Annotated in this window: 18 protein-coding genes and 2 pseudogenes; all 20 read right to left on the minus strand. The window is 43.7% G+C overall.

Going from position 1 to position 24,304, the window contains the following annotated elements; all coding sequences use genetic code 11:
* Positions 1–7: 7 nt before the first annotated feature.
* The gene (locus tag AC5FEC_RS04065) at positions 8–571 is read right to left on the minus strand and encodes a GNAT family N-acetyltransferase (RefSeq protein WP_493661386.1); all 564 of its coding nucleotides are present in this window, start codon (positions 569–571) and stop codon (positions 8–10) included.
* Between the two features lie 47 nt (positions 572–618).
* On the minus strand, positions 619–1,443 hold the full coding sequence (nadE, locus tag AC5FEC_RS04070) for an NAD(+) synthase (RefSeq protein ID WP_234551039.1): 825 nt from the start codon (positions 1,441–1,443) through the stop codon (positions 619–621).
* Positions 1,440–2,900 (minus strand): nicotinate phosphoribosyltransferase, encoded by a 1,461-nt coding sequence (locus AC5FEC_RS04075; protein WP_493661387.1) that lies wholly within the window; start codon positions 2,898–2,900, stop codon positions 1,440–1,442. The genes nadE and AC5FEC_RS04075 overlap by 4 nt, the downstream gene beginning before the upstream one ends.
* A gap of 532 nt (positions 2,901–3,432) precedes the next feature.
* Positions 3,433–4,830: an amino acid permease gene (locus tag AC5FEC_RS04080; protein ID WP_037614376.1), complete on the minus strand. Its 1,398-nt coding sequence runs from the start codon at positions 4,828–4,830 to the stop codon at positions 3,433–3,435.
* Between the two features lie 156 nt (positions 4,831–4,986).
* Positions 4,987–8,469: a GBS Bsp-like repeat-containing protein gene (locus tag AC5FEC_RS04085; protein ID WP_493661388.1), complete on the minus strand. Its 3,483-nt coding sequence runs from the start codon at positions 8,467–8,469 to the stop codon at positions 4,987–4,989.
* Positions 8,470–8,764: 295 nt separating this feature from the next.
* On the minus strand, positions 8,765–9,676 hold the full coding sequence (trxB, locus tag AC5FEC_RS04090; protein ID WP_217473131.1) for a thioredoxin-disulfide reductase: 912 nt from the start codon (positions 9,674–9,676) through the stop codon (positions 8,765–8,767).
* A 66-nt stretch (positions 9,677–9,742) separates the two neighbouring features.
* A complete protein-coding gene (locus AC5FEC_RS04095; protein WP_037615226.1) occupies positions 9,743–9,967 on the minus strand; it encodes a DUF4059 family protein in 225 nt (74 codons plus the stop codon).
* A 107-nt stretch (positions 9,968–10,074) separates the two neighbouring features.
* Complete coding sequence (locus AC5FEC_RS04100) at positions 10,075–10,818, minus strand: amino acid ABC transporter ATP-binding protein (RefSeq protein WP_304948708.1); 744 nt, start codon at positions 10,816–10,818, stop codon at positions 10,075–10,077.
* Positions 10,818–11,624: an amino acid ABC transporter permease gene (locus tag AC5FEC_RS04105; RefSeq protein WP_304948709.1), complete on the minus strand. Its 807-nt coding sequence runs from the start codon at positions 11,622–11,624 to the stop codon at positions 10,818–10,820. The genes AC5FEC_RS04100 and AC5FEC_RS04105 overlap by 1 nt, the downstream gene beginning before the upstream one ends.
* A 209-nt stretch (positions 11,625–11,833) precedes the next feature.
* Complete coding sequence (locus AC5FEC_RS04110; protein ID WP_493661389.1) at positions 11,834–13,177, minus strand: DEAD/DEAH box helicase; 1,344 nt, start codon at positions 13,175–13,177, stop codon at positions 11,834–11,836.
* A gap of 100 nt (positions 13,178–13,277) precedes the next feature.
* The gene (mraY, locus tag AC5FEC_RS04115; protein WP_493661390.1) at positions 13,278–14,261 is read right to left on the minus strand and encodes a phospho-N-acetylmuramoyl-pentapeptide-transferase; all 984 of its coding nucleotides are present in this window, start codon (positions 14,259–14,261) and stop codon (positions 13,278–13,280) included.
* A gap of 1 nt (position 14,262) precedes the next feature.
* A complete protein-coding gene (gene pbp2x, locus AC5FEC_RS04120; protein ID WP_493661391.1) occupies positions 14,263–16,548 on the minus strand; it encodes a penicillin-binding protein PBP2X in 2,286 nt (761 codons plus the stop codon).
* Positions 16,538–16,861, minus strand: a complete 324-nt coding sequence (gene ftsL, locus AC5FEC_RS04125) for a cell division protein FtsL (protein ID WP_037615236.1) — start codon at positions 16,859–16,861, stop codon at positions 16,538–16,540. The genes pbp2x and ftsL overlap by 11 nt, the downstream gene beginning before the upstream one ends.
* 5 nt (positions 16,862–16,866) lie before the next feature.
* Complete coding sequence (gene rsmH, locus AC5FEC_RS04130) at positions 16,867–17,817, minus strand: 16S rRNA (cytosine(1402)-N(4))-methyltransferase RsmH (protein WP_493661392.1); 951 nt, start codon at positions 17,815–17,817, stop codon at positions 16,867–16,869.
* A gap of 272 nt (positions 17,818–18,089) precedes the next feature.
* Positions 18,090–18,347, minus strand: coding sequence for a DUF896 family protein (locus AC5FEC_RS04135; protein WP_062201872.1), 258 nt, complete (start codon positions 18,345–18,347; stop codon positions 18,090–18,092).
* Between the two features lie 22 nt (positions 18,348–18,369).
* Positions 18,370–20,409, minus strand: a complete 2,040-nt coding sequence (glyS, locus tag AC5FEC_RS04140; RefSeq protein ID WP_493661393.1) for a glycine--tRNA ligase subunit beta — start codon at positions 20,407–20,409, stop codon at positions 18,370–18,372.
* Positions 20,410–20,411: 2 nt separating this feature from the next.
* Positions 20,412–21,329, minus strand: a complete 918-nt coding sequence (gene glyQ, locus AC5FEC_RS04145) for a glycine--tRNA ligase subunit alpha (protein ID WP_493661394.1) — start codon at positions 21,327–21,329, stop codon at positions 20,412–20,414.
* 627 nt (positions 21,330–21,956) lie between these two features.
* Positions 21,957–22,238: pseudogene (locus tag AC5FEC_RS04150) on the minus strand (AbiH family protein); the annotation flags it as partial.
* A 77-nt stretch (positions 22,239–22,315) separates the two neighbouring features.
* Positions 22,316–23,299, minus strand: a complete 984-nt coding sequence (locus tag AC5FEC_RS04155) for an IS30 family transposase (protein WP_493661395.1) — start codon at positions 23,297–23,299, stop codon at positions 22,316–22,318.
* 85 nt (positions 23,300–23,384) lie between these two features.
* Positions 23,385–24,248, minus strand: a pseudogene (locus AC5FEC_RS04160) (AbiH family protein); the annotation flags it as partial.
* Positions 24,249–24,304: the final 56 nt, after the last annotated feature.

A 24,304-nucleotide genomic window follows, 5' to 3' on the forward strand; every position in this document is an offset into this window, starting at 1 on the left:
AGCGCACCTAACTTTTTCTTTGCAAATCTGATTTTAGGATTCCATAGACAGAAAAATCTTTGACTTCTCCCTTATGAAAGACAGCTTGACGAAAGGTCCCTTCGTAACGCATGCCAGCTTTGGACATAACACGGCCAGAAGCTGGATTAGCTGTTACAAAATCAGCCCTCACACGATTGAAAGCTGCTTCCAGCAAGAGATAGTTCAAAACAACTTTCAAAGCTTCTGTCATCAGCCCCTGACCCCAATAGTCTTTACCTAAAATATAACCGACCTCGCAAGCATTGACGGTCTCATCTAGGTCTACCACACTGATGTCACCAATCACATGATAAGGATTTTCTTTTAGACAGATCGCCCATTTGTAAAAATCCAAGTTTTGGTAATTCTCAGTCCAGCAAGCAATTGATTGTTTGGCCATATCGGGACTCTCGTAAGCATCCCATGTCACATGCAACAGATTATCAGAGCGGGAAGCCCAGTTGTCGTACATAGCTTGATAATCAGATGCTACAAAAGGTCTCAACAAAAGACGTTTCGTTTCGATGGACTGTGTACCTACCTTTTTCATTGCTTTCTCGCTTCCTAGCCGGGGTTAAAAAGATTCACTAGAGCTTTTCACTTCCAAAATTCATCAAAAATCGTAATCGGCAAATGGCGTTTGTGCTGGCCTTTATGCCACCAAGACTCGATAGTTTCTTGAGCTTGAGCGGAAACGGACTTACCTTCGAGATAATCGTCAATTTCATTATAGGTCACGCCCAGAGCGACTTCATCAGCAATTCCAGGTTTTTCTTCTTCCAAGTCAGCCGTCGGCACCTTTTCATAGAGAGCCGGATTCGCTCCTAAGGCGGCCAAAAGCTGCTTGCCTTGACGCTTATTGAGACGATAGAGGGGCACAATATCTGCTCCGCCATCCCCAAACTTGGTAAAAAAGGCTGTGATATTCTCTGCTGCATGGTCGGTCCCAATGACAGCTCCGCTATATGAACCAGCCAAAGCATACTGGGCAATCATGCGGCTACGCGCCTTGATATTGCCCTTGTTAAAATCAGAGACTTTGGCACCCGTTGCCTCCACAGCCTTTGTCATAGCATCAGCAGATTCCTTGATATTGACTGTCAAACTGACATCAGGCTGGATAAAAGCCAGAGCCTTTTGCGCATCATCTTCATCTGCCTGGACACCGTAAGGCAGGCGGACAGCGATAAAGCGATAGCTATCATCTCCTGTCTCTGCCCGCATCTCTTCTACGGCTAGCTGGGCTAAACGACCAGCCAAGGTTGAGTCTTGACCACCAGAAATGCCCAGAACATAACTTTTCAAGAAAGGATGTTTTCTCAGATAGGCCTTGAGAAAGTCCACTGTCTTGCGGATTTCTTCCTCTGGGTCAATGACGGGCTTGACTCCTAGTTGACGGATGATTTCTTCTTGTAGGCTCATTTTTCTGCTCCTGTCTGGTAGGCTTTCTTGCGCATCTGGTCAATCAAGTCCATCTTATCCTGCCAAATATCACGCGCCAAATCGACCGGATAATCTTGTGGATTGAGGACCCGCTTGTACTCGTCCCAGAGTTTGTCAAATTCTCGGCGGGCATAGTCCTGAATCTCAGACAGAGTCGGCAAATCGTAAACGAGCTGGCCTTCTTTATAAATATCCACCAAGAGCGGCACCGCATCAAAATTCTTGACTGTCTTATTGATATAAGTATAAGTCGGATGGAACATCTCCAGCTCTGCCAGATGGGTGACGTCAACTCCATCATAAGTGATGTAGTCGCCCTCAGACTTGCCTTTTTCACGGCTGGTAATCCGCCAAACCTGCTTCTTGCCCGGAGTCGAAACCTTTTCAGCATTGTTGGAGAGCTTGATGGTGTTACGCAAGTGCCCATTCTCATCTTCAATCGCTACAATTTTGTAAACCGCACCCAGAGCTGGCTGATCGTAAGCAGTAATCAGCTTGGTTCCCACACCCCAGACATCAATCTTGGCCTTTTGCATTTTCAAGTTGAGGATGGTATTCTCATCCAAATCATTGGAAGCGTAAATTTTAGCATCTGGGAAGCCCGCTTCATCTAATTGCTGGCGAACTTTTTTAGAAATATAGGCCAAGTCTCCAGAGTCAATCCGCACACCTAGGAAATTAATTTTATCGCCCAATTCACGCGCTACGCGAATGGCCATAGGAACCCCGATCCGAAGTGTATCGTAGGTGTCTACTAAGAACACACAGTCCCGATGAGTGCTTGCATAAGCCTTAAAAGCCTCATAATCATTACCGTAAACCTGCACAAGTGCATGGGCATGCGTTCCCAAAACAGGAATATCAAAGAGCTTCCCTGCCCGAACATTGCTGGTGCCATTGGCTCCGCCAATAACGGCTGCCCGTGTTCCCCAAATCGCTGCATCCATTTCCTGAGCACGACGGGTACCAAACTCCATCAGTGGCTCATCTTCGATCACAGAGCGAATGCGAGCTGCCTTAGTGGCAATCAAGGTTTGGAAATTAACGATATTTAAAATCGCAGTTTCTACCAACTGACATTGTGCCAGCGGGCCTTCTACCTGAACGATCGGCTCATTGGCAAACACCAAATCACCTTCTTGGGCAGAACGAACTGTCAGTTGCATCTTCAAATTACGTAAATAATCTAAAAATGCTCCATTATAACCCAATGACTCTAAATAGTCCAAATCCGTCTGGCTAAATTTCAAATCATTCAGATAGGAAACAATCCTCTCCAAACCTGCGAAAACCGCATAGCCATTATTAAAAGGATTCTTGCGGAAAAAGACCTCAAAAACAGCACGTTTATTATGAATATTTTTATTAAAATAAACCTGCATCATATTGATTTGATATAAATCAGTGTGTAAAGTTAAACTATCATCTGGGTACATGTTCCTTACTCCTCTATCCTTTTATACTGGCTCAAAATCAACATGAAACCTTTCTTTTTAATCGCTTTCTAGTGGCGGTGCAGTCCAGATACTTCCTGACTTATCCTGAAGGCTAAAGACTCAAAGTTCCATAGAAAACTAGGCAAGAGATCAGAAAATCAAAGATTTGTGATTCGTGGTTCCATCCCCGTCACGATGGCTAATTCCAATCGTCCCAAAAGCTCTTTGAGCTTGCAAATAGCTAACGAAGTCAGATACAAGGAAAGCTCAAAACAAGCATCTTTCAAACTAGACAGCATCGGCAATATATCTTGCAACAATGAACTACAACTTTTCAGAAGCTTAGGAATTTTGAACTAGCCTTGTCTTGATGACAAGGGAAAGTATCAAAAAGAATTTGATTGAAAGTTAATTTCAACTCTTCAAAGTCACATTTAAATTTTGAGTATGTATAATTGTATTTATTATAACACAAATGACAAAAAGCATTAGACTAAAAATAGAAAAAGAGCTGAAAAATCAGCTCTATCATTCATTTTGTTTTCTTAATTGGAAACTTGAGTTGGCTATACAGGCCAAACGCAACAATCCAGACGGCAGATCCGATTGCTCCTACAACCGTTGACTCTTGTAAGAAAAGAGTGACAAAGACAAAGGCAAAGAAGAGCATGGTCAAAGGATTGAGAAACTTATAGGCCGGCATGAGATAGCCATCCGCCATAAACTCCGGTGACTTGCGATATTTGAGGTGGGCTAGCATGGTCAGACCATAGATGGCGATGTAGACACCAGATGAGGAAGCCGTAATCAAGGCAAAGGAATCCGATACTCCCGGCAGAATCTTGATAAAGGCCGCAAAGGCAATGACAGCCGCCGAAGTCAAAATAGCATTCTGTGGAACATTTTGTCGAGACAGCTTCCCAGCTCCTATTTTCTTTAGGAAACGATTAGGCGTATCGTGAGCAATCTGATACAAATGGCGCCCAGTTGAGTAAAGAGTCGAATTCAGAGCCGAGGCTGCTGAAGTTAGGACTACGAAGTTAATCAATGCTGCCGCCCACTTGAGGCCAGCCAACTTAAAAACGATAACAAAGGGAGAATCAGCCGTTGCCAGCTCTTTCCAAGGAATAATAGCCATAATGGCAAGGAGAGAGCCTCCGTAAAACAAGATAATCCGCAAAGGAATTTCTTTGATTGCTTTTGGCAGCACCGCTCGCGGATTTTCCGTTTCAGAAGTGGTAATACCGATAAATTCAATAGCCTGATAGGCAAAGAAAACCATCTGGAAAGCCATAATAAAGTTCATAAAGCCATTAGGAAAAAGCTGAAAATCTTGGCTGATATTCCCAAGACTGGCTACTCCGTGCGGTGTTTCAAATCCTGTCAGCATCATAAAAATAGCTGTTGCAATCAAGGCCATAATGGCTACAATCTTTATCATAGCAAACCAAAATTCAACCTCGCCGAAAACTCGAACCGCTATCAGATTGACCAAACTAAGAAGGGCTAGAAAGACGAGCTGAATCAGCCAAGCTGGCCAGTCAGGAAACCAGTACTGCACATACTGGGCAACAGCCGTAATCTCAGCCATTCCAATAAAAATCAGAGAAATCCAGTAGGACCAGCCTGAAAAATAACCCCAGCCAGTTCCCAAATATTTCGTAATAAAGTTAATAAAAGTATGCTGATCAGGGTCGTAATAAAGCATTTCTCCGATAGCCCGCATCATCAGATACATGAACATCCCCGTTAGCATATAAATCAAGATGATGGACGGACCAGTCAGACTAATCGAGCGCCCAGCTCCCAAAAAGAGCCCTGTACCAATGGTCCCAGCTATGGCAATAATCTGAACATGTCGATTCTGCAATCCACGTTTCATCCCATTTTTGGTTTTTGTTTCAAATTTTTTCCTGTCATTTTCAATCATTTGACCTCTCCTTTTCATGTGAACTGACTTATTGTATCACAATTCTGACAATTCTACCAGATATTTTTTATTTTCTACAAATCTCTGCTCTGTGAAAATACAAAAAAGAGCTGGGATAGAAATCCAGCTCTTCATTGTTTTGAACTAGGCCAACATCTAAGATCTCACGGTAATAAACGGTGAACCTTCCGTGTTATCTTCTGGAGCACCACTTTTTACACCAAAAAGATAATCAACTGAGTACCAGCCATTATTATTGGCATTGTAAGGGTCAAACACCTGTGTTTGTCCGTTTTGATAACCTCTCATGACCAACTCATGGGTGACTGGGTAGTTTGCAAAAACACTACTACCAACAGCTGCTAACACATGATGCCCAATCGCCAAAGATTGTTTAACTGCGGCTGATGAGGATAAAATATCCGTTGTCAGTCCCCAGTTCTGAGCCGCTTGGATAATTCCTCGACTTGAAGTTCCGAATAGGCCATTTTTGTTAAAGGAATCTGTATTATGATACAGGAAATCTGCTACAGTTGTCGGTAAAACAGTTTGACCAGTAATGCCAGAGATAGCCATTGCCAAAGTGGTCGGAACACAGCCAGTAGCATTCAAATTATAATTCCCGTAGACTCGGCCAGCCCATCGAGGATCACGTTGGGAATAATACGGCGTACTATAAAGCCCCCTATTGACTGTCGTAGTCGTACCACCAACTCCTACTAAGCTGCCATCATTTTGGGTATAATATAAATGGACAATATATTCACCCGTTGAATATTTATGATTTGAGGCCCGTACCAAGGCTTTATAACTACCATCTGCTTGTTTTTGAGCTTGATACCAAACGATATCATCCTGCCCATTGACACTAGACCAAGTTGGTAAATAAACTGCCTTGACTCCTTTGGGGTTAAATATATTGGACACTACCACTTCAAAAGTACCTAGCCGAGGATTGTTGTTTTGAATGGTAATTTTTCCTATTGGCTTGATATTTTCTGCATCTATATTTGCTGTCGTCTTGGTGCCGCCAACGCCGACCATACGACCATCATTCTGGACATAGTAGAGGTGGATGTTGTATTCACCTGTGGAATACTTGTGGTCGCGTAGATTGACCTGCGCCTTGTAGGTGCCATCGGCTTGCTTAGTCGCTGTGTACCAGATAAGATCGTCCTGACCCTTGGCACTAGACCAAGTCGGAAGTTTCACTTCCTTTATGCCATAGCCATTCTCGACTTCAGAAACCACTACTTCAAAAGTGCCCGTCTGTTGATTGTTGTTCCGGATGGTCAACTTGCCCTTTGGAGCTGCCAGAGAAACTGTCGTCTTGGTGCCGCCCACACCAATCAGCTTGCCGTTATCTCCTACATAATAGAGGTGGACATTGTACTCGCCGGTAGAATACTTATGATCGCTAGCCTTGACCGTCAGTTTGTAAACACCATCAGCCTGACGAACACCCCGATACCAGATAAGATCATCCTGACCCTCGGCACTAGACCAGGTCGGAAGAAGAACCTCACGAACTCCCTCCGGACTGCTCACTCCACTGACTAAAACATCAAAAGTACCTGTTGCAGGATTGTTATTTTTAATCGTCAGGGTTCCCTTTGGTTTGGCGATGGAAACGGTAGTCGTTGTTCCACCGACTCCAATCAGCTGGCCATTATCCTGAATATAGTAAAGGTGGATATGATACTCACCAGTGGACAGCTTATGATTGCGGGCTTGAATGCTGGCTTTGTAAGTGCCATCAGCCTGCTTGGCTGCTGTGTACCAGACCAGATCATCTTGACCTTTGTCGCTGGACCAGGTTGGTAACTTAACCTCCTTGACACCAAAGGGATTGGAAACACCGGAGACAATGACATCAAAGCTACCTGTATCGGGATTGTTGTTTTTAATCGTCAGGGTTCCCTTTGGTTTAGCGATGGAAACGGTGGTCGTTGTTCCACCGACTCCAATCAGCTGGCCATTATCCTGAACATAATAGAGATGGACATGATACTCACCAGTGGACAGCTTATGATTGCGGGCTTGAATACTAGCTTTGTAAGTGCCATCAGCCTGCTTGGTTGCTGTGTACCAGACCAGATCATCTTGACCTTTGTCGCTGGACCAGGTTGGTAGATGCACACTCTTGACTCCAAAAGGACTAGATACTCCAGAAACAATCACATCGAAGCTACCCGTATCGGGATTGTTATTTTTAATCGTCAGGGTTCCCTTTGGTTTGGCGATGGAAACGGTGGTCGTTGTTCCACCGACTCCAATCAGCTGGCCATTATCCTGAACATAATAGAGATGGACATGGTACTCACCAGTGGACAGCTTATGATTGCGGGCTTGAATACTAGCTTTGTAAGTGCCATCAGCCTGCTTGGTTGCTGTGTACCAGACCAGATCATCTTGACCTTTGTCATTAGACCAGGTTGGGAGCTTGACTTCCTTGACACCAAAGGGATTGGAAACACCGGAGACAACGACATCAAAGCTACCTGTATCGGGATTATTGTTCTCGATTTTCAAAGTTCCTTTGGGCTTAGCGGCCAGACTGAACTGGGTGCCACCCACACCGACTAATTGGCCGTCATCTTGGACATAATAAAGATGAACTGTGTAGTCTCCCAGAGAATATTTGTGATCGCGAGCCTGAATGCGAGCCCTGTAAGTGCCATCAGCCTGCTTGGTTGCTGTGTACCAGACCAAATCATCTTGACCTTTATCATTAGACCAGGTTGGGAGCTTAACCTCCTTGACACCATAAGGATTTGAGACTTCTGAGACGACGACATCAAAGCTACCTGTGTCTGGATTATTATTGGTGATATCCAGTTTTCCTTGCGGTTTGCCGATGGTGACAGTTGTTTGGGTACCGCCTACGCCGACCAGCTGATTGTCTGCCAGTAGATAATAAAGGTGGATATTGTACTCGCCTGTGGAATACTTATGGTCACGGGCAGCGACGCTGATCTTATAGCTCCCATCCACTTGTTTTTTAGCATCATACCAGATAATGTCATCCTGCCCATTAACGCTGGACCAAGTGGGCAGGGCTACTTTTTTGATGGGCTTAGGAGCTGAGATATTGGTTACATGTACATCGAAGCTACCAGCATTTGAATCTACATTTGTAATAGTGAGGGTGCCTTGGGGAGTGTCATCTACTGCACGAGGCGCTCTCGTTTCTGCCTCTGAGACTGCTTTTGCTTCTGAGCGAATTTTGCTTTCAATAGTGTTTTCAGCAAGTTTGGAAGCTTCTTCACTTGCTGTTTCATCTTTGTTTTGAGCGGATTTATCTGTTTCAGGATTGATTTTAGGTTCCTCAGCTGTCTCTGAGACTCCTGCAGCTGATTCTTTTTGATCTTCTATAGATGAAGTTGTAATCGCTCTTTCATCTTGACTCGAAGAATTCGCAGATGCAGTAACAGCTTGCTTGCTTTCAGAATCCTGCTCTGAAGAGATTTTTGGCAACTCTGATTGCTTTGATGCATCTGGGTTCGTCACTGCAGCCGACGGCTCAACTTGCTGCCTATCATTTACTGTGTGACTTGCTTCCTCAGCAAATACGCTATTGGCACTTGCTGCTAATAAAATAGCCGTGCTGGCCAGATAAACAAATCCTTTAGTTTTCATATTTCTTTCCGTCCTCATTAATGATTCCTATTTTTATTGTAACATAATATGATAGTTTCGTATCATTTTTATCAGCCTCTATTCAAAAATTGTCCCTATTATTTCATTCGTAAAAAAATATAAAAATGAGGCTGAGACAAAAAGATTTCAATTTTTAAAAATCTTAATTATTAAGCCCTTCAAATCTATAATTAAATGCAAAAAGCGAACAAAGCAGAATTCTGATTACCAGAAAACTAGTTTTGTTCGCTTTTTATATTTGAGGTCGGACTATTGTCCCAGCCTCATCTGCTTTTTAATGCTCTGTGATATACTTATAAACTTCTTGGCCTGCTACTGCTCCATCCCCAACAGCTGTGGTAATTTGACGCAGGTCTTTCTGACGGACATCACCAATGGCATAGATACCGTCAATAGCTGTTTTCATATGCTGATCCGTGACAATCCAGCCAGCTTCATCGCAGATTCCTAGATCTTTGACAAAATCGCTAACTGGATCTAAGCCGACATAAACAAAGACGCCGCCAAAATCTGCCTCACTGCTTTGCCCCGTTTTTACATTTTCAAAAACTACACTGGTTACCTTACGGTCATCCCCTTTGATTTCTTTTACAACTGAATCCCAGATAAAGCTGATTTTTTCATTGGCAAAGGCCCGCTCCTGCAAGAGCTTTTGCGCCCGCAATTGGTCACGGCGGTGAACAATCGTCACAGATTTTGCGAAGCGTGTGAGGAAAATCGCCTCCTCAACGGCAGAATCGCCACCTCCAACCACTAAGAGATCCTCATCACGGAAAAAGGCACCGTCGCAGACCGCACAATAGGAAACGCCGCGACTATTGTATTCTTCCTCTCCAGGGACTCCTAAATGACGGTGATTGGCTCCAGAAGCCAGAATCACTGTCTTAGTTTCAAAGACTTCATCCTCTGTGATGATTCTTTTATATTCACCCTGATCTTCAATCTTTTCAACCTGACCAAAGAGGTGTTCAACACCTAGATTTTCTAAAGGTTCAAACATTTTCTCAGCCAGTTCTGGTCCGCTGATATGGGCATAACCAGGATAATTTTCAATCTCCGCAGTATTATTCATCTGGCCGCCGTAAATACCGCGTTCAAGCAGGGCTACTTTAAGATTACTTCTAGCTGCATAGAGGGCTGCTGTCATTCCTGCGGGACCAGCCCCAATAATCATTGTATCGTACATCGTTTTTCCTTTCTCTTTGTTGTAACTATGATTAGTCTAACAAAGCTCCTGATTTTTTACAAGCAATTAAGCCTTGAAAACAATCAACAGTCCTAAAACTGCAAAAGACAAAACCGGAATCGTCATAATCGCAATCAAGAGAACATCGTAAAGATGACTTTGACGCTCTTTAGCAGTCTTATCCTTGCGGCGAATCATACGCAGGCCGATCCACAAGCCATCAACAATCCCTACAGCAATAGTAGTATAAATAAGACTTTCGATATAGAGAGAAAAAATCTGATTTAACATGTCAACTCCTCAATAATCAATTGCATTCTTAATAGCCTTTAAAAAGACTCTGGTCGAAAACAAACTCAGCTGGTCTAGCCAACTGAGCCTTCACTTTTTCTATTATATCAAATATAAGTCCGTTTGTAACTAGCAAAGAATTCTTTGGTTCTAGCTTCCTTGGGATGATTGATGATCTCCTCTGGACTGCCTGACTCGATAATATGCCCCTTATCCAGAAAAAGCACTCGATCTGCTACCTGGGAAACAAAAGCTATGTCATGGCTGACCAGGATCATGGTTTGTCCTGCTTTAGCAGCGTCGGCAATGGATTTCTCTACCTCACCGACTAACTCTGGGTCAAGGGCTGAGGTCGGCTCATCTAGCAAGAGAACATCTGGCTTCATGGCCAAGGCCCGCGCCAAAGCCACCCGCTGTTTTTGACCTCCTGATAAGTGCTTGGGATAATGATTCTCACGGTCAGACAGGCCAACCTTTGCCAACTCTTCCTTGGCAATTTTAGTCGCTTCTTGGTCAGACAGCTTCTTGACTACCAGCAGACCTTCCTTGACATTTTCCAGAGCTGTCCGACGGGAAAATAAATTAAACTGTTGGAAAACCATGGCCAATTTTCGACGCAGAGTCAAAATTTCATCTGGTGAAATGGTTGAAAAATCCACCTTGAAGTTATCAATTTCAATCCTTCCGCTATCTGGCTGCTCCAAATAATTGAGGCTGCGCAGAAAGGTTGATTTACCAGCACCTGAGGAGCCTATTAGAGCAATGACTTCGCCTTTTTGAATTTCCAAACTCAGATTATCCAAGACCTTTTGGCCAGAAAATTCCTTACTTAACTGTGAAATTTTAATCATCAAATCCTACCTCCTTGCGCTTGCTCCATTTTGTCCAGATTAGCTGGCGCCTTAATATCCATAGCCTTTTCAATCGCACGACCGATTTGCTCAATCACGATATTGACAATCCAGTAAATAATCGAAACGGAAATGAAGCGCTCAAAATAACGATAATCCGAGCCCCCGATAGCCTGAGCCTTGGCAAAGACTTCCACGACACCCGCACTAAAGGCCAGAGAAGTCCCCTTGGTCAATCCTATGAGGGAGTTAATCAGAGTCGGTGTTGCCACAACTGCTGCATTTGGAATGATGACCCGCAGATAGACTTGGCGATTGGTCATTCCCAGACTGCGAGCTGCTTCAATCTCACCCGCATCTACTGAAAGAATAGCTGCCCGAATCGTCTCACTGGCATAGGCCGCTTCATTAAAGGCAAAGGCAATAATTGCAAAGACTGAGGCAGGAATTGCATTGATATTAAAAGCCGTCCCATATTTTTGATTGATGGCTTTCAACAGGAGCGGAATCCCAAAATAAGTCAGCATGAGCTGAACCAAAAGGGGCGTCCCACGGAGGAAGCTCACAAAGAGAGACTGAATAGGATACAGAATTCTTGTGCGGTTAATCTTGACCACTGCGAAAATCATGGCCAAGATGATGCCGAAAAATGCACCACCCAGCGTCAACAAAAGTGTGACAGGCAAGGTTTTCAGAATCGCTGGAATCGCATCAAAGACAGCCCGCAAACTAAATAATTTGCCATCTGGTAGGAGCTGCAGCAGCTCTTCATACCAGTTCGCAGTTAGGATATAAGTTGTAAACATTGTAGTTACTTCCCTTTCTCGATAATGGATTATTCTATCATAATTTCAGTCAGATGCAAACTATTTAGCATCAGGAAATAGCCAATCTCTGAACCTCTGGTAGATAGCTGGAAAATTGCAATAAAATAGACCAGTAATCCTAGTCTATCATAGTTTCACTGGTCTTTAAAATATAATTTTTCTATATCCGCCATAGAAAGAATTTATGACTAAAATGTCTGGCGCTTAGCCTTGCGCTCTGCCCGACCACGTGCACGATTCTCTGCTCGCTTGGTCTTGCGGCGCTTTTCATTGACTGCCCATTGGATTTTCTTCTTATAGCCTGGCTTGATTTTTTTCTTTTTCTTCTTGACCAGACCCAGCATCTCTGTATCCAGTTTTTCTCTAGTCTTCTCCCGATTAGCCCGGCGATCCCGATCATAGGTATCTTGAAATTCGCCATTTTTGATCATCTTAGGAGTAAACTTGATGCCCAGCTTTTCCAACTCACGAATATCGGAGTCGTCACTCGGTTGATAGAGGGTAATGGCTGTGCCGGGAAGACCATTTCGTCCCGTCCGACCAACCCGATGGACAAAGAAAGACAAATCCTGCGGAATAGCATCATTGATGACATGACTGACACCCTCGATATCAATTCCCCGAGCCGCCAAGTCAGTCGCCACGATATATTCAAAGTCCAGATTCTTGACCTGATTCATGATACGCTTGCGCTCGCGTGGCGGAATGTCACCGTGAATCTTAGCCACTTTTAGCCCTTGAGCAGACAGATAGGCCTGCAATTCGTCCGCCCGAGTCTTGGTATTGACAAAAATCATCGCCAGATAAGGCTGGAGGATCTGACTAATCTCATAAATCTGGGCATTCTTATCCCGCCCCTTGGTTGATAGGAGCCAATTATCAATGGTATCGGCGATCACTGTCTTGGTCTTAATCTGCTCCATAATCGGATTAGACAGGTATTTTTTCAAGAAAGGTTGGAGCTTCTGCGGAATGGTAGCCGAGAAAACCAAAAACTGCAATTCTTTGGGCAGACGAGCTGCAATCCGGTCTACCGTCTCCAAAAAGCCCATGTCCAATGTCATGTCGGCCTCGTCCACGACAAAGGTATGAGCCTTGTGGATAGCCAAATCACCTGACTCAACCAAGTCATAAATCCGCCCCGGTGTTCCAATGACGATATGGGGCTGGCTAGACTCTAGCTTGCCGATTTGGCGAGCCTTATCAGTCCCGCCGACATAGTTGGCAATTCGAATTTCTTGCTCCGAAAAGCTAGCCAGCTGACGTGCTGCCTGATAGATCTGGGTTGCCAATTCTCGACTGGGTGCTGTAATAACTGCTCGGACGCTATCAGCCTCCTCATCTAGTTCTTGGAAGATAGGCAGCAAAAAGGTGTGCGTCTTGCCTGATCCTGTCTTGGATTCACCGACCAAGTCTCGGCCAGATAAAACCACCGGAATCAGCTTTTCCTGAACCTCCGTCGCCTCCACAAAGTTCAGGTCCTTGAGGGCTTCCTGAATATAATCTTTAAAGTTAAATTCTGTAAATTTCATTTTTTCCTCTGTTCACTCTTAATCTTATCCATTATACCAAAAAAATATCTTTTCTGCTCAGCTCAGGACGAGAAAAGGCGGGCTTGCGCCCACCTTCACATCACAAATATAGAATTGCCAAAGTTAGCAAGCTACCTAAGAGGCCTACTCCCCAGAAGAAGAAGTCAACCTTCCATTCACTCCAAGGCTGACCATGACCAGAAAAGCCACCCAACTCAAAGTGGTGATGGACCGGGGTCATACGGAAAATCCGCTTGCCGCCCGTCAACTTGAAATAAGTCACCTGCATCATGACAGAAGTTGTCTCAAAAACATAGACGATGCCGATAAGGAGCAAGGTCCACTCTTGGTGCAGAGCAATCGAGATTGCGGCTAGCATACCGCCCAGAGCCAAACTTCCCACATCTCCCATAAAGATCTTGGCTGGCTTATGATTAAAGGTAAAGAAGCCCAGCAAGCCGCCAATCATACTGATGATGACAATCAAAATGTCAAAACGCTTTTGCTCCACAGCAATCACTCCATAGGCTACCAAGCTAATCGCAACGGAGATACTGGCCAAACCGTCAATTCCATCGGTCAAATTCACAGCATTGGAAAAGCCAACCAGCCAAAAGAGGACGAAAAAGATATAGAGGAAGCCCAGATGCACTGGAATAGTAAAAACATTGAGAAAGTCGCCTGCTCCGTGCTGATTGTAAAAGAAGTAGAAGACGACTCCGCCAACCAACTGCAGAAACAGTTTCTGTTTGGGATTGAGCCCCTCATTGATTTTACGGAAGACCTTGAGGAAATCATCCAAAAAACCAACGATTCCATAGAGGACCAAGATAAAAAGAATCATAATCAGGCTGTTGGACAGCTGATGAGCAACCAAAGCTGTTACAAAACTAGCCAAAACCGAAGCAACCAAAAAGACGGTTCCCCCCATCGTCGGCGTTCCAGCCTTAGCCTGATGCTGCTTGACATCCTCATGCATCTGTTGCCCTGATATACGCGCCTTGTGATAAAAACGGATAAAGGCAGGAATCCCAACAATCGTTAGGATAAAGGTTAGAATTCCTGCAATAATTGCTGTTAACATGCTAGTCTCCCAGTGTAATTGTAATTTTTTTCAAATCTTTCAGTGCTGTATTGACTTTCTCGCTCTGCTTGACAACTTTTGAGCCTTCACCTTTAAAAGTGATTTCAAGCCCCTGCCATTCGGCAAATTGCTCAGCATTCTCCTTGGTCCAGCCATACATATCCGGCAAATCTTCAAATTTGTCAGTTAAAATTAAAATCTGTTGATTAGCCTTTAGTTTTTTTCCTTCTTTTACAGACACCTTTTTGATGTCACTGCCTGTGCCTAAAATGATTGGCTGCACCAGATTACGGCGCAGTTCGTCAGCCAAGCCTCCTGGGCTAATTTGGTTTTTCAGCTTCAGTTGCTTGGTCAAACCATCGATAGACGGCATTTTGTAGGTCGTTTCTTTGTCAACTAATTCCAAAGCAGGGCTATCGCCAGCCAGATTCAAACTGTCTTTAAGGGCCACGGCTTCCTCTAAAACAGGGTTGACAACTTCCTGCCAGAAAATAGCCGAAAATTTGACTTCTGGCTGCTGGACAGTGACATACATGATGAAATCTGGATCTTCGGCTGGCGTCATGGCTACAACGGAGTGAATATAATCATTCTCCCCTTCCAAGTAGCCCTTTTCCGATGCAATCTGAGCCGTTCCCGATTTAACAGCAACATTCTGCCCAGAAACCTTGATGACCGGTTCCCCACCAATATTCAGTGTTCCATAATAAGGAACTGTTCCGACCTGGATCATATAATCCCGAGTCGTTTTCGCAGCTTTCTCTGAGACTGGATTTCCAACGATTTCTGGCTGAGATTTACGGGCACTGTCTGTCTTAGAATCATAGATAGCTGAGATAAATTTTGGCTCCAGCATCACACCATTATTTGAAATAGCTGAAAAGGCGCGCAGCATCTGAACCTGAGTCACCCCAATCCCCTGACCGAAAGCACTCATAGCAATGGTTACAGCATTATCATCAGGCAGGGCGCCATATTCCTCATAGCCCATGCCGAAACGGGTCGGTAAGCCAAATTTGAATTTCGACAAATAATCCAACCACTTCTCATTTCCCATGGCTTGCTCAATGCGCGTCATACCGATATTACTAGAGAAGATAAATCCTTGGGCATAGGTCAGGACTTGCCCTGTTGATAGGCCTGAGTTTACATCCCAGTCACGAATGGTTGCATCCGCAATCTTATATTCCGTGTTGTCATAAGTACCATTAGGATTAAAAGTGCCATTATCAATCGCCGAAGCCAGAGTCATCACCTTCATCGTCGAACCTGGCTCATACTGCGTCTGATAAAGGAAACTATTCCAGGTTTTTAAATGCTCTGCGTTCAAACCTTCCTTGGTATCGGCATTGTAAGTTGGGCGCTGGGTCGTGGCTAAAATTTCACCTGTTTTCGCACTGACCAAGGTTGCACTGACATATTTTCCTTTTGCAGTCTCCTGAAAAGCATCCATCCGCGTTTCCAAGTATGTCTGCAACTGGGCAGAAAGTGTGGTGTAGACATCTTTTCCATCTTCTGTTTTAACGGAAACCTGCTCAGATCCTGGGACAATATTTCCATTGCGGTCTTTTTCATAGGTGACAAGGCCATTTTGCCCCGCCAAAATCCGATTGAGCGACTGCTCCAGTCCCGAGGTTCCTTCAAGGGTTTTATTGCCCTCTTTGTCTTCCTGCAACTGGGCCTGCCCGATAAATTGGGATGCAAAAACGCCATTGCTGTAGCTTCGGTTAGGGCTTGTCGTAAAGTCCACTCCCTCAACCCCAGCAGCTTTCAGATCCTCCCGAATTGCACTCATAGTGCTATAGGTAACACCATTACCTTGGGAACCGAAAGAAACCTGCTTTAAGTTTTTTTGAGAAAGCTGCTGCTTGACATAGTCCTTATCCATTTCCAGATATTTGTTAAAAATATCAGCAACCTTATCATACTGCGACTCTTCTACATAAAGGATTTTCCCCGCAGCTGACTTATACTCTTTATCGATGACAGCATAAACATTATAGGTCGTTGCATCTTCCGCAATCGGAACACCATTTCGATCATAAATGGTTCCCCGCTTGGCCGCAACAACTACTGTTTTTTGGTGAACAATCTGGGCTCCCTCCGACAAATCAACGCCAAATTTTTGATCCGTTCCGATAATAATAGCAAAATTAATCAAAAAGATGAAAAAGAGAAAAATCGCCAACACACTCATGCTTTTTCCTACCCGTCGTCGATTGTACTGGGCAGTACGCCGATTTTTCAATGCATATTTCTTTATAGTAATTAACATTTTATTCTTCATTCGTTGTGCTCACTGTTTTACGATTTCCCTTTTGGAGCTTCATATCCTGAGAACTAGCTAGCTGGGAAAGTCTTTCATAGCGTGTCAATTCATTGACTTCCTGCTTGATATCATCAAGCTCAGCCTGCTCCGACTCAATATTAGCATTGACTTCAGTCAAATCACGGTCAACCTGCAGCAGCTTTGTCTGCATAAAAACGATACTAACCGCAAGAATAATCGCTGTTAAAATAATGGAACCATAGAAGGCTTTTTCAACTCGGGAAAATTTTCGAATACGATTTTGAATAGAATGATTTTTTTTATCTGCCATGAAACTTACTCATGTACCTTCCTAGCCACGCGCAGTTTAGCAGAATGAGCGCGATTGTTGGCTTCTAATTCTTCTTTGCTTGGTAAAATCGGCTTGCGGCTTACCAGTTCTAGCTTGGGCTGCAAATCATCTGGTATGAAAGGCAGACCTTTTGGAACATCTACGGTTGAGGCTTCTTTAAAAAGCTGTTTGGTCAGACGATCTTCCAGCGAATGAAAGGTAATCACTGAAATACGACCACCTATAGCCAACAAGTCAATGGCCTGCTGAATCGACTCATCAGCCGCTCCCAGCTCATCATTGACCTCAATCCGAATGGCCTGAAAAATCTGCTTGGCCGGATGACCTTTTTTCTTCAGTTCCTTAGCAGGTTTGGCTGATTTGATAATCTCAGCCAGCTCTGTCGTCGTTTCGATGGGCTTGATTCTCCTCGCCTGCTCAATCTTACGGGCAATCTGCTTGGAAAACTTATCTTCGCCATATTTGAAAAAAATACGAACCAAATCATGATAAGCATATTGATTCACAACTTGGTAAGCTGTCAAAGCAGCATCTTGATTCATCCGCATATCCAAAGGCGCGTCCTGCTTATAAGAAAAACCACGCTCCCGCTCATCCAGCTGCGGACTAGATACGCCCAAGTCGTAACAAATCCCATCGATTTTCTCAACTCCTGCTTCATTCAAACGAGTCTTGAGATTGCGGAAATTATCCTTGATAAAGGTCACCATGCCCCGCTCAATGTAGGGAGCCAGACGTTTTTTGGCATTGTCAATCGCAGCCTGATCTTGGTCAAAAGCATACAAATGCCCCTTTTCCCCCAGCTTGCTCAAGAGATACTCGCTGTGACCAGCTCCGCCCAAAGTCGCATCAACATAGATACCATCTGGCTGAACAGCAAGCTGGTCAATCGTTTCGTGAAGAAGTACTGTGATGTGATGAAATTCTTTTGTCATATCTTATCTATTATACCACACTCAGACCCAAAAAATCATAAAAAGAGAATTGAACACGACAAAGGTATGAAAAAGTCTGCGACCTTAAAACGAGAAAAACTGACTGTTGTTATCATATCTTTTACAAAAAATGAACGGATGGCAGTGACAAACTACTAAGCAAGCACTCATTTTCGCAGTGTTGCATACCGAGTAACCATTACAAAAGGCCTAGAATCAGCGTTTTAAACGCGGTTCTAAGCCTTGCTTTTAATGACTTTCGGTCTTTTCTCTTATGATTCTGGATCATCCAGACTGCGGCCGTGAAGACCTTTCTCACGCTGGATTTGACGCAGCTTTTCAGGCGTTATATCATTGCCAGCCTCGTCGACAATCTTGATGCCTTCAATGTGGTGGCGAACAGAGCGACGGTAGCCTTCGATATACTCTTCACGAAGCTTGGCCTGCTCTACCTTTTCTTCACCAGTCAGACCGACTGTTTTTTTCTTTTTAGCCAGTTCATTAATACGGGCAATTTTTTTAGGATCCATGATTCTACCTCTCTCTTACCTTTTATTTCGTATTAATCTGATTAAACTGCGCCAGCTGTCCCGCTTTAGCCGTTAAAGAAGCTAGGAGAGCTAGGCGGTTGTTACGCACAGCCTCATCTTCTGCCATGACCATGGTATGGTCAAAGAAAGCGTCAATAACTGGGCTGAGGGCAAAGAGTTGATCCAGATTGGCAGCTAAGTCTGCGGTCAGCTCCACTTCTTCAATGGCTGCAGCCAGGTCTTTTTCCTCTTGATTTTCAAAGAGAGCTGGATTGACAGCTGTTTGACCTTGGGCTTTCTCAGCAAGATTAAAGACCCGAGACAGGCTTTCCACTGCTGACTTAAAGTTGTCTTTCTGAGCTTTTTCCGCTAAAAGCGCAGCTGTTTCTACCAAATCACGTACGACAAAGTGAGTGCTTTGAAGAACAGCTGTCACGATATCTTTTGGAATGCTGCGATCCATCATTTTCTCAACACGGGCACGGAAGAAGTCTAGCACGGCCTCTTGATTGTCATAGCTTAGGCTATCAAACTTGAGTTCGTAAAGTCGACCAAGAAGCTGAGCCAAGTCAATGTTCCAGCCAAACTTGTCCAAGATACGCACAACACCCTGAGTCGCACGGCGCAGAGCATACGGGTCATTGGAACCGCTTGGAATCAAGCCAACTGAGAAGAAGGACAGAATGGTATCCAGCTTATCAGCCAGAGCCAAGACCGCACCGACCTTGGTGTCAGGCAATTCGCCATCGGCTGAAGTCGGCATATAGTGCTCCCGAATGGCAGCTGCCACCGCAGCATTCTCACCAGCAAGAAGAGCATATTTCTCACCCATGATACCTTGCAGCTCATCAAATTCCCCAACCATGCCAGTCAGCAAGTCAAACTTATAAATAGCCGCTGCACGAGCCAAGTCGGCTGTCTCATCAACATCCAATCCTGCTTCTTGCGCCAAGAGAGCAGCAATCTTGCCAGTCCGCTCCATGTGCTCTGCCAGAGAGCCAATCTTTTCGTGGAAGGTCACATTGCTCAGCTTTTCAACCAAGTCGGCAATAGCTAGTTTTTGGTCTTCCCGCCAGAAGAATTCCCCATCTTCCAGACGAGCTACCAAGACTTTTTCGTTTCCTTTTATGACATTTTCTAAATGCTCTGCATTTCCGTTGCGAACAGAGATAAAGTGCGGCAAAAGTTTGCCTTCAGCATCGCGCACAACAAAATAACGCTGGTGCTCTTTCATGGAAGTTACCAAGACTTCCTCAGGCACCTCTAAATATTTGGCATCAAAATTACCTAGGAAAGCAGTTGGATATTCTACCAGATTCAGGACTTCATTGAGCAAGTCTTCGTCAATCTCGATAGAAACCCCGTGCTCCTCTTCAAGTGCTCGAATCTGCTCGACAATCATATCTCCCCGCTCAAGAGGACTGGCAATGACAAACTGAGCCCGCAAGTCATCTTCATAGGAATTCGCTGAAGCAATCTGCGTTTCTTGCCCCAAAAAGCGATGTCCACGACTAGTGCGGCCGCTCTTGATGTCCAAGAAATCCAAGTCAAAGACCTGCTCATCTAAGAGTACAGTCAAGGTGTGGACCGGGCGGATATATTCAAAGGTGTTGTTGGCCCAGTGCATGCTGACAGGGAAAGTCAAAGCTTGCAGAACTTCCGTCACTGCTGGGATGATTTCCTCTACCGGGCGACCGACTTCTTCCTTGGTCACATAGACATATTCTTCGCCCTTGATTTCACGGAAAGTGATGTCCTCAACCGTCAAGCCCTTGCCACGGACAAAACCTTCGGCAGCCTTGGTAAAGTTCCCATCTGCATCCAGTGCGATTTTCTTAGAAGGGCCTTTGAAATCTTCGGTCAAATCAGACTGCTTGTCCGCCAAGCCAACCACGCGCACCGCCAGACGACGCGGTGTTGAGAACATTTCAATTTTCTCAAAGGTCAGACGATGGTCTGTCAGGAAGACCCCCATCTTATCGCGCAGCTGCTTCATGCTCGGTGTCACGACATAGGCTGGCATTTCCTCCAAGCCTAATTCAACTAATAAATTTTTTACCATGATTATTCTCCCTCCTCTGCCAAGAGTTTCTCGCGCGTCTCTGCATCCAAAAGCGGATAGCCCAGACGCTTGCGCTCAGCCACAAAGGTCTTGGCCACGACACGCGCCAGATTACGAATACGAGCGATATAACCAGCCCGCTCTGTCACAGATACAGCTCCGCGTGCATCCAAGAGGTTAAAGGTATGCGAGCATTTGAGAACGTAGTCGTAGGCCGGGTGCACCAGATGCTCGTCCAGGCAACGCTTAGCTTCCGCTTCAAACCTCTCAAAATTCTCCAAAAGCAAGTCTTGGTCGCTGACCTCAAAGCTATACTTGGAATGCTCATACTCAGGATGAATGAAAATTTCGCCGTACTTGACGCCATCAGCCCACTCAATATCATAGACAGAGTCCACTTCTTGGATATATGAAGCCAGACGCTCCAGACCATAAGTCACCTCAGCAGTCACCGGCTGAGTTGGCAGACCTCCGACCTGCTGGAAGTATGTGAACTGAGTGATTTCCATCCCATCCAGCCAGACTTCCCAGCCCAAACCAGCCGAGCCAGTTGACGGATTTTCCCAGTTATCCTCGACAAAGCGGATATCATGCTCCAGCGGATTGATGCCCAAAAGCTCCAAAGACTGCAAGTAAAGTTCTTGGATATTGCTTGGAGATGGCTTCATAACCACCTGAAATTGATGGTGCTGGTAAAGACGGTTAGGATTTTCCCCGTAACGTCCATCCGCCGGCCGACGAGACGGCTCTACATAAGCAGCATTCCAAGGCTCTGGCCCAATAGCCCGCAGGAAGGTATAGGGACTCATGGTTCCCGCACCCTTTTCATTATCATAAGCCTGCATGAGCATACAGCCCTGGTCATTCCAGAACTGCTGTAAAGTCAAGATAATTTCTTGAAAAGTCAATTTTTTAGACATTTTTTACTCCTTTAGTTTCTTGAAATTCTTGCGAAGCGTTCAAAAGGGAACGATTATTTCCCTTTTGAAAAGCTAGTACATCGCCTAGACAAACCGCCCCATAGCGGTTGTCGTCAGTCAATCGAACCCTTAGGTTCGCAATTGACTTTGGCGAGGTGAAACGTTAACTTTTTAGACATTTGTTACTCCTTTAGTTTATTTCATTTCTAGCGCTAGACCTGTCCTCTGTTCCGTTTGAACAAGCAAAAGAACCACATCAGACACACCTAGGCTATTTCAACCTAGGGGCGTCAAAACGCGGTTCCACCCTAATTTATTACTTCATTCTATTTGTAAATTCTAACCGAAAGCGCCATCTGCACTGCTTCCCTATCCGGCTCCCACCAACCCGGACTCGCTAGAAAGTAGACAATGAGAATTCTTTCTAGGCATTATTGTAACAAAAAAGATTGCTTTTGTAAAATGCTTTTCTGATGATTGGTGAAAAATTCCTCTGAAAGTAGTAGGACACTGTAAAAATATAATTCTTTACAGGATTTATATTTAACTTAACTAGTAGCTATTTTATAAAACATGTTAATCTTTGATTAAAACACCTTCATTCTAAGAATATAAATCTTTCAGTTTTTACCTCCCCGGTAAACTCCATTTCAAAAAGGCATCCTTCATGCCATTTGCATCATCACTTTTCACAAAAACCACTTTTCTTTGGCCTGTCAGCTCTACCAATTTTTCTTTTCCCAGAATGATTGCTAGGTTCTTAACGATAGAGCGTTTAGCTGCCTCATCAAAATAAGTAAAAATAAATCGATAAGGATACTCACCAAGCGCTGCTAATTCAAAGCATTTTTGAAAAATTTCTTTATCTAAAGGATCTACTGAATGACCAAAAATAACAATGTTTTTCGAAGCTGGAACTCTAGTCGGAACAGCACGCCCTACAACAGAAGTATTTTTTCCAGTATAATTTCTCTTAACTTGAATTGTCAAATTAAGTGCACAATTTTGCCATAAAATACTTCATAAGGAGTTTTCCAGTTGAGACACTTTCGTGGTCTATTATTTAGTTTATCCTCCCACAGCTGAATGGTGTGCTCGTCAATGAATGTTAAGTCGCTCCCTTTGGGAAAATATTCTCGTAGTAATCCATTGGTATTCTCATTTGTTCCTCGTTGCCAAGGCGCATGAGGGTCTGGGAAATAGACCTCTACCTTTAATTTGTCCGTCAAGTCTTGATGATTCGTGAATTCTTTTCCTCTATCGGGAGTGACGGTTTCTTTCGGTAAGGGCTCCAACATTTGTACCATAGCCTCTATGACCAGTTTGCTTTTCTTGACCGCTACCTTCTTGATTTTAAGAAAACGAGAATAGCGATCGGTTAGAGTAACTAGACAAGCTTTTCCAGTTTTCCCTGCAACCGTATCTGCTTCCCAATCACCAATCCTAGCTCGCTTGTTTGCTTCTTCGGGTCTTTCGTGAATGGTATGAGAAATAGGAAATTTCCCTCTGTTTTCAACATGACCTTTCGTATGACGTGTTTTCCCACGATGACGGAGTTTGCGAATCACACCACGAGCACCATGTGACAGCTTGTCGTCAAAGTGACCGCGATAGATGGCTCTATAAATCGTTTGATAACTAATAACAGATTTCCCATACTCTAGGCATAACCGGCCTTCTATTTCTTCAGGAGACCATTGGCAATCGAGAAAAAGGTGCTTGACTATTTTACTTAGATTCGAGTCTAGATCCAGCTTTCTCTTTCGTCCACAATGTGATTTTGCCAGTTGATAAGATGCTTGTGCTTTGTTGGGAGAGTAGCTGTTTTCTTTCGTATGACGTTTCCATTCCCGACTAATGCTGGAAGGATGACGATGAAGTAATTTTCCGATTTGAGAAAAATTTAGACCTTGCGTACGGTAAATCAGAATACTTTCCCGCTCATCTATGGTAAAATGGTGATAGCTCATAAGATTTCCTTTCGTAACTAGTTGGTTCAATTCTATTTTACTAGAAAATCTTATGAGTTTTATTGTGCACTTATATTGTATATTCAAGAATAAAAAATTCTTCAAATGTATTTCCTGTTTCTTTGACAACTCTTTGATAATATTTCTGGTAAGGAATCAAATCACTGTTGACATCATTCTCTTTATCTTCAATTCCAAATACCATGGTATTGATTCGGCTGAAAGTTCTATCTAAATCAATTCGACCATGTATGAAATGAGTTCTTTCTTCAACAGTTTCAAATAGATACCCTGAGGTATTGGTATAATTAAAGTTTAAAACATAAGAACTTAATAAATTAGGTATTGCATCCAATGCTGTTGGACTTGCTTTAATCCCTCGAACTTCAAAATCTAAATAATCTAAATATGACAGATAGATTTCTAGCAGTTCTGTTAAGAAATCAAGCTGTCTAATAAATTCGTTATTTAAATATTCCAGTGCAACATCTCTCTCCAAAGAACTCCAGCCTTTTTCATAGAATAGGAAGGAAAATGTATCCGCAACATATGATTTTGAACTGCAATTACTACTTCTTCGCCATCTAAGCTTCCAGTTTTCTATAAATCTAGGTAAAGGTTCATTAGTGGTACTATATAACAAATCACTATTTTCTTTAAATTGCATTATCGCATCTGCAAGTTGCGAAATTATAATTTCAAGATTGGACCAGTTTTCCCCGATAGTTTCTTTGTTCTCATTAATAAATCTCAAATATAAATTATTTTTGTATTTCTCAATACTAATATTTTTAGCTTTTAGAAACTCCAGTAATTTCTCATCTGGATTAGAAAATAATTGTTTTTCAAACTCTATAAAATCCGTATACTTCGTTTTCCGCCCCATCGCAATATCAAAACCGTTACCCAAGATTAAAATAGTTTCTGAAAGGAAAGTACTATTTACCATAAAATTTCTCCTCTATATTATAGACAATTACTAAAATTATACCACGAAACCAGCAA

This window comes from Streptococcus sp. STC1396, assembly GCF_058933875.1.

Excerpts from the sequence above, each read along its gene's own strand:
- AC5FEC_RS04080 (WP_037614376.1), bottom strand. The coding sequence starts at position 4,830 with ATGATTGAAAATGACAGGAAAAAATTTGAAACAAAAACCAAAAATGGG.
- glyS (WP_493661393.1), bottom strand. The coding sequence starts at position 20,409 with ATGGTAAAAAATTTATTAGTTGAATTAGGCTTGGAGGAAATGCCAGCC.
- AC5FEC_RS04065 (WP_493661386.1), bottom strand. The coding sequence starts at position 571 with ATGAAAAAGGTAGGTACACAGTCCATCGAAACGAAACGTCTTTTGTTG.
- AC5FEC_RS04135 (WP_062201872.1), bottom strand. The coding sequence starts at position 18,347 with ATGGATCCTAAAAAAATTGCCCGTATTAATGAACTGGCTAAAAAGAAA.
- ftsL (WP_037615236.1), bottom strand. The coding sequence starts at position 16,861 with ATGGCAGATAAAAAAAATCATTCTATTCAAAATCGTATTCGAAAATTT.
- AC5FEC_RS04105 (WP_304948709.1), bottom strand. The coding sequence starts at position 11,624 with ATGTTTACAACTTATATCCTAACTGCGAACTGGTATGAAGAGCTGCTG.
- AC5FEC_RS04110 (WP_493661389.1), bottom strand. The coding sequence starts at position 13,177 with ATGAAATTTACAGAATTTAACTTTAAAGATTATATTCAGGAAGCCCTC.
- trxB (WP_217473131.1), bottom strand. The coding sequence starts at position 9,676 with ATGTACGATACAATGATTATTGGGGCTGGTCCCGCAGGAATGACAGCA.
- AC5FEC_RS04085 (WP_493661388.1), bottom strand. The coding sequence starts at position 8,469 with ATGAAAACTAAAGGATTTGTTTATCTGGCCAGCACGGCTATTTTATTA.
- AC5FEC_RS04155 (WP_493661395.1), bottom strand. The coding sequence starts at position 23,299 with ATGAGCTATCACCATTTTACCATAGATGAGCGGGAAAGTATTCTGATT.
- AC5FEC_RS04095 (WP_037615226.1), bottom strand. The coding sequence starts at position 9,967 with ATGTTAAATCAGATTTTTTCTCTCTATATCGAAAGTCTTATTTATACT.
- rsmH (WP_493661392.1), bottom strand. The coding sequence starts at position 17,817 with ATGACAAAAGAATTTCATCACATCACAGTACTTCTTCACGAAACGATT.
- AC5FEC_RS04100 (WP_304948708.1), bottom strand. The coding sequence starts at position 10,818 with ATGATTAAAATTTCACAGTTAAGTAAGGAATTTTCTGGCCAAAAGGTC.
- AC5FEC_RS04075 (WP_493661387.1), bottom strand. The coding sequence starts at position 2,900 with ATGTACCCAGATGATAGTTTAACTTTACACACTGATTTATATCAAATC.
- nadE (WP_234551039.1), bottom strand. The coding sequence starts at position 1,443 with ATGAGCCTACAAGAAGAAATCATCCGTCAACTAGGAGTCAAGCCCGTC.
- pbp2x (WP_493661391.1), bottom strand. The coding sequence starts at position 16,548 with ATGAAGAATAAAATGTTAATTACTATAAAGAAATATGCATTGAAAAAT.
- mraY (WP_493661390.1), bottom strand. The coding sequence starts at position 14,261 with ATGTTAACAGCAATTATTGCAGGAATTCTAACCTTTATCCTAACGATT.
- glyQ (WP_493661394.1), bottom strand. The coding sequence starts at position 21,329 with ATGTCTAAAAAATTGACTTTTCAAGAAATTATCTTGACTTTACAGCAG.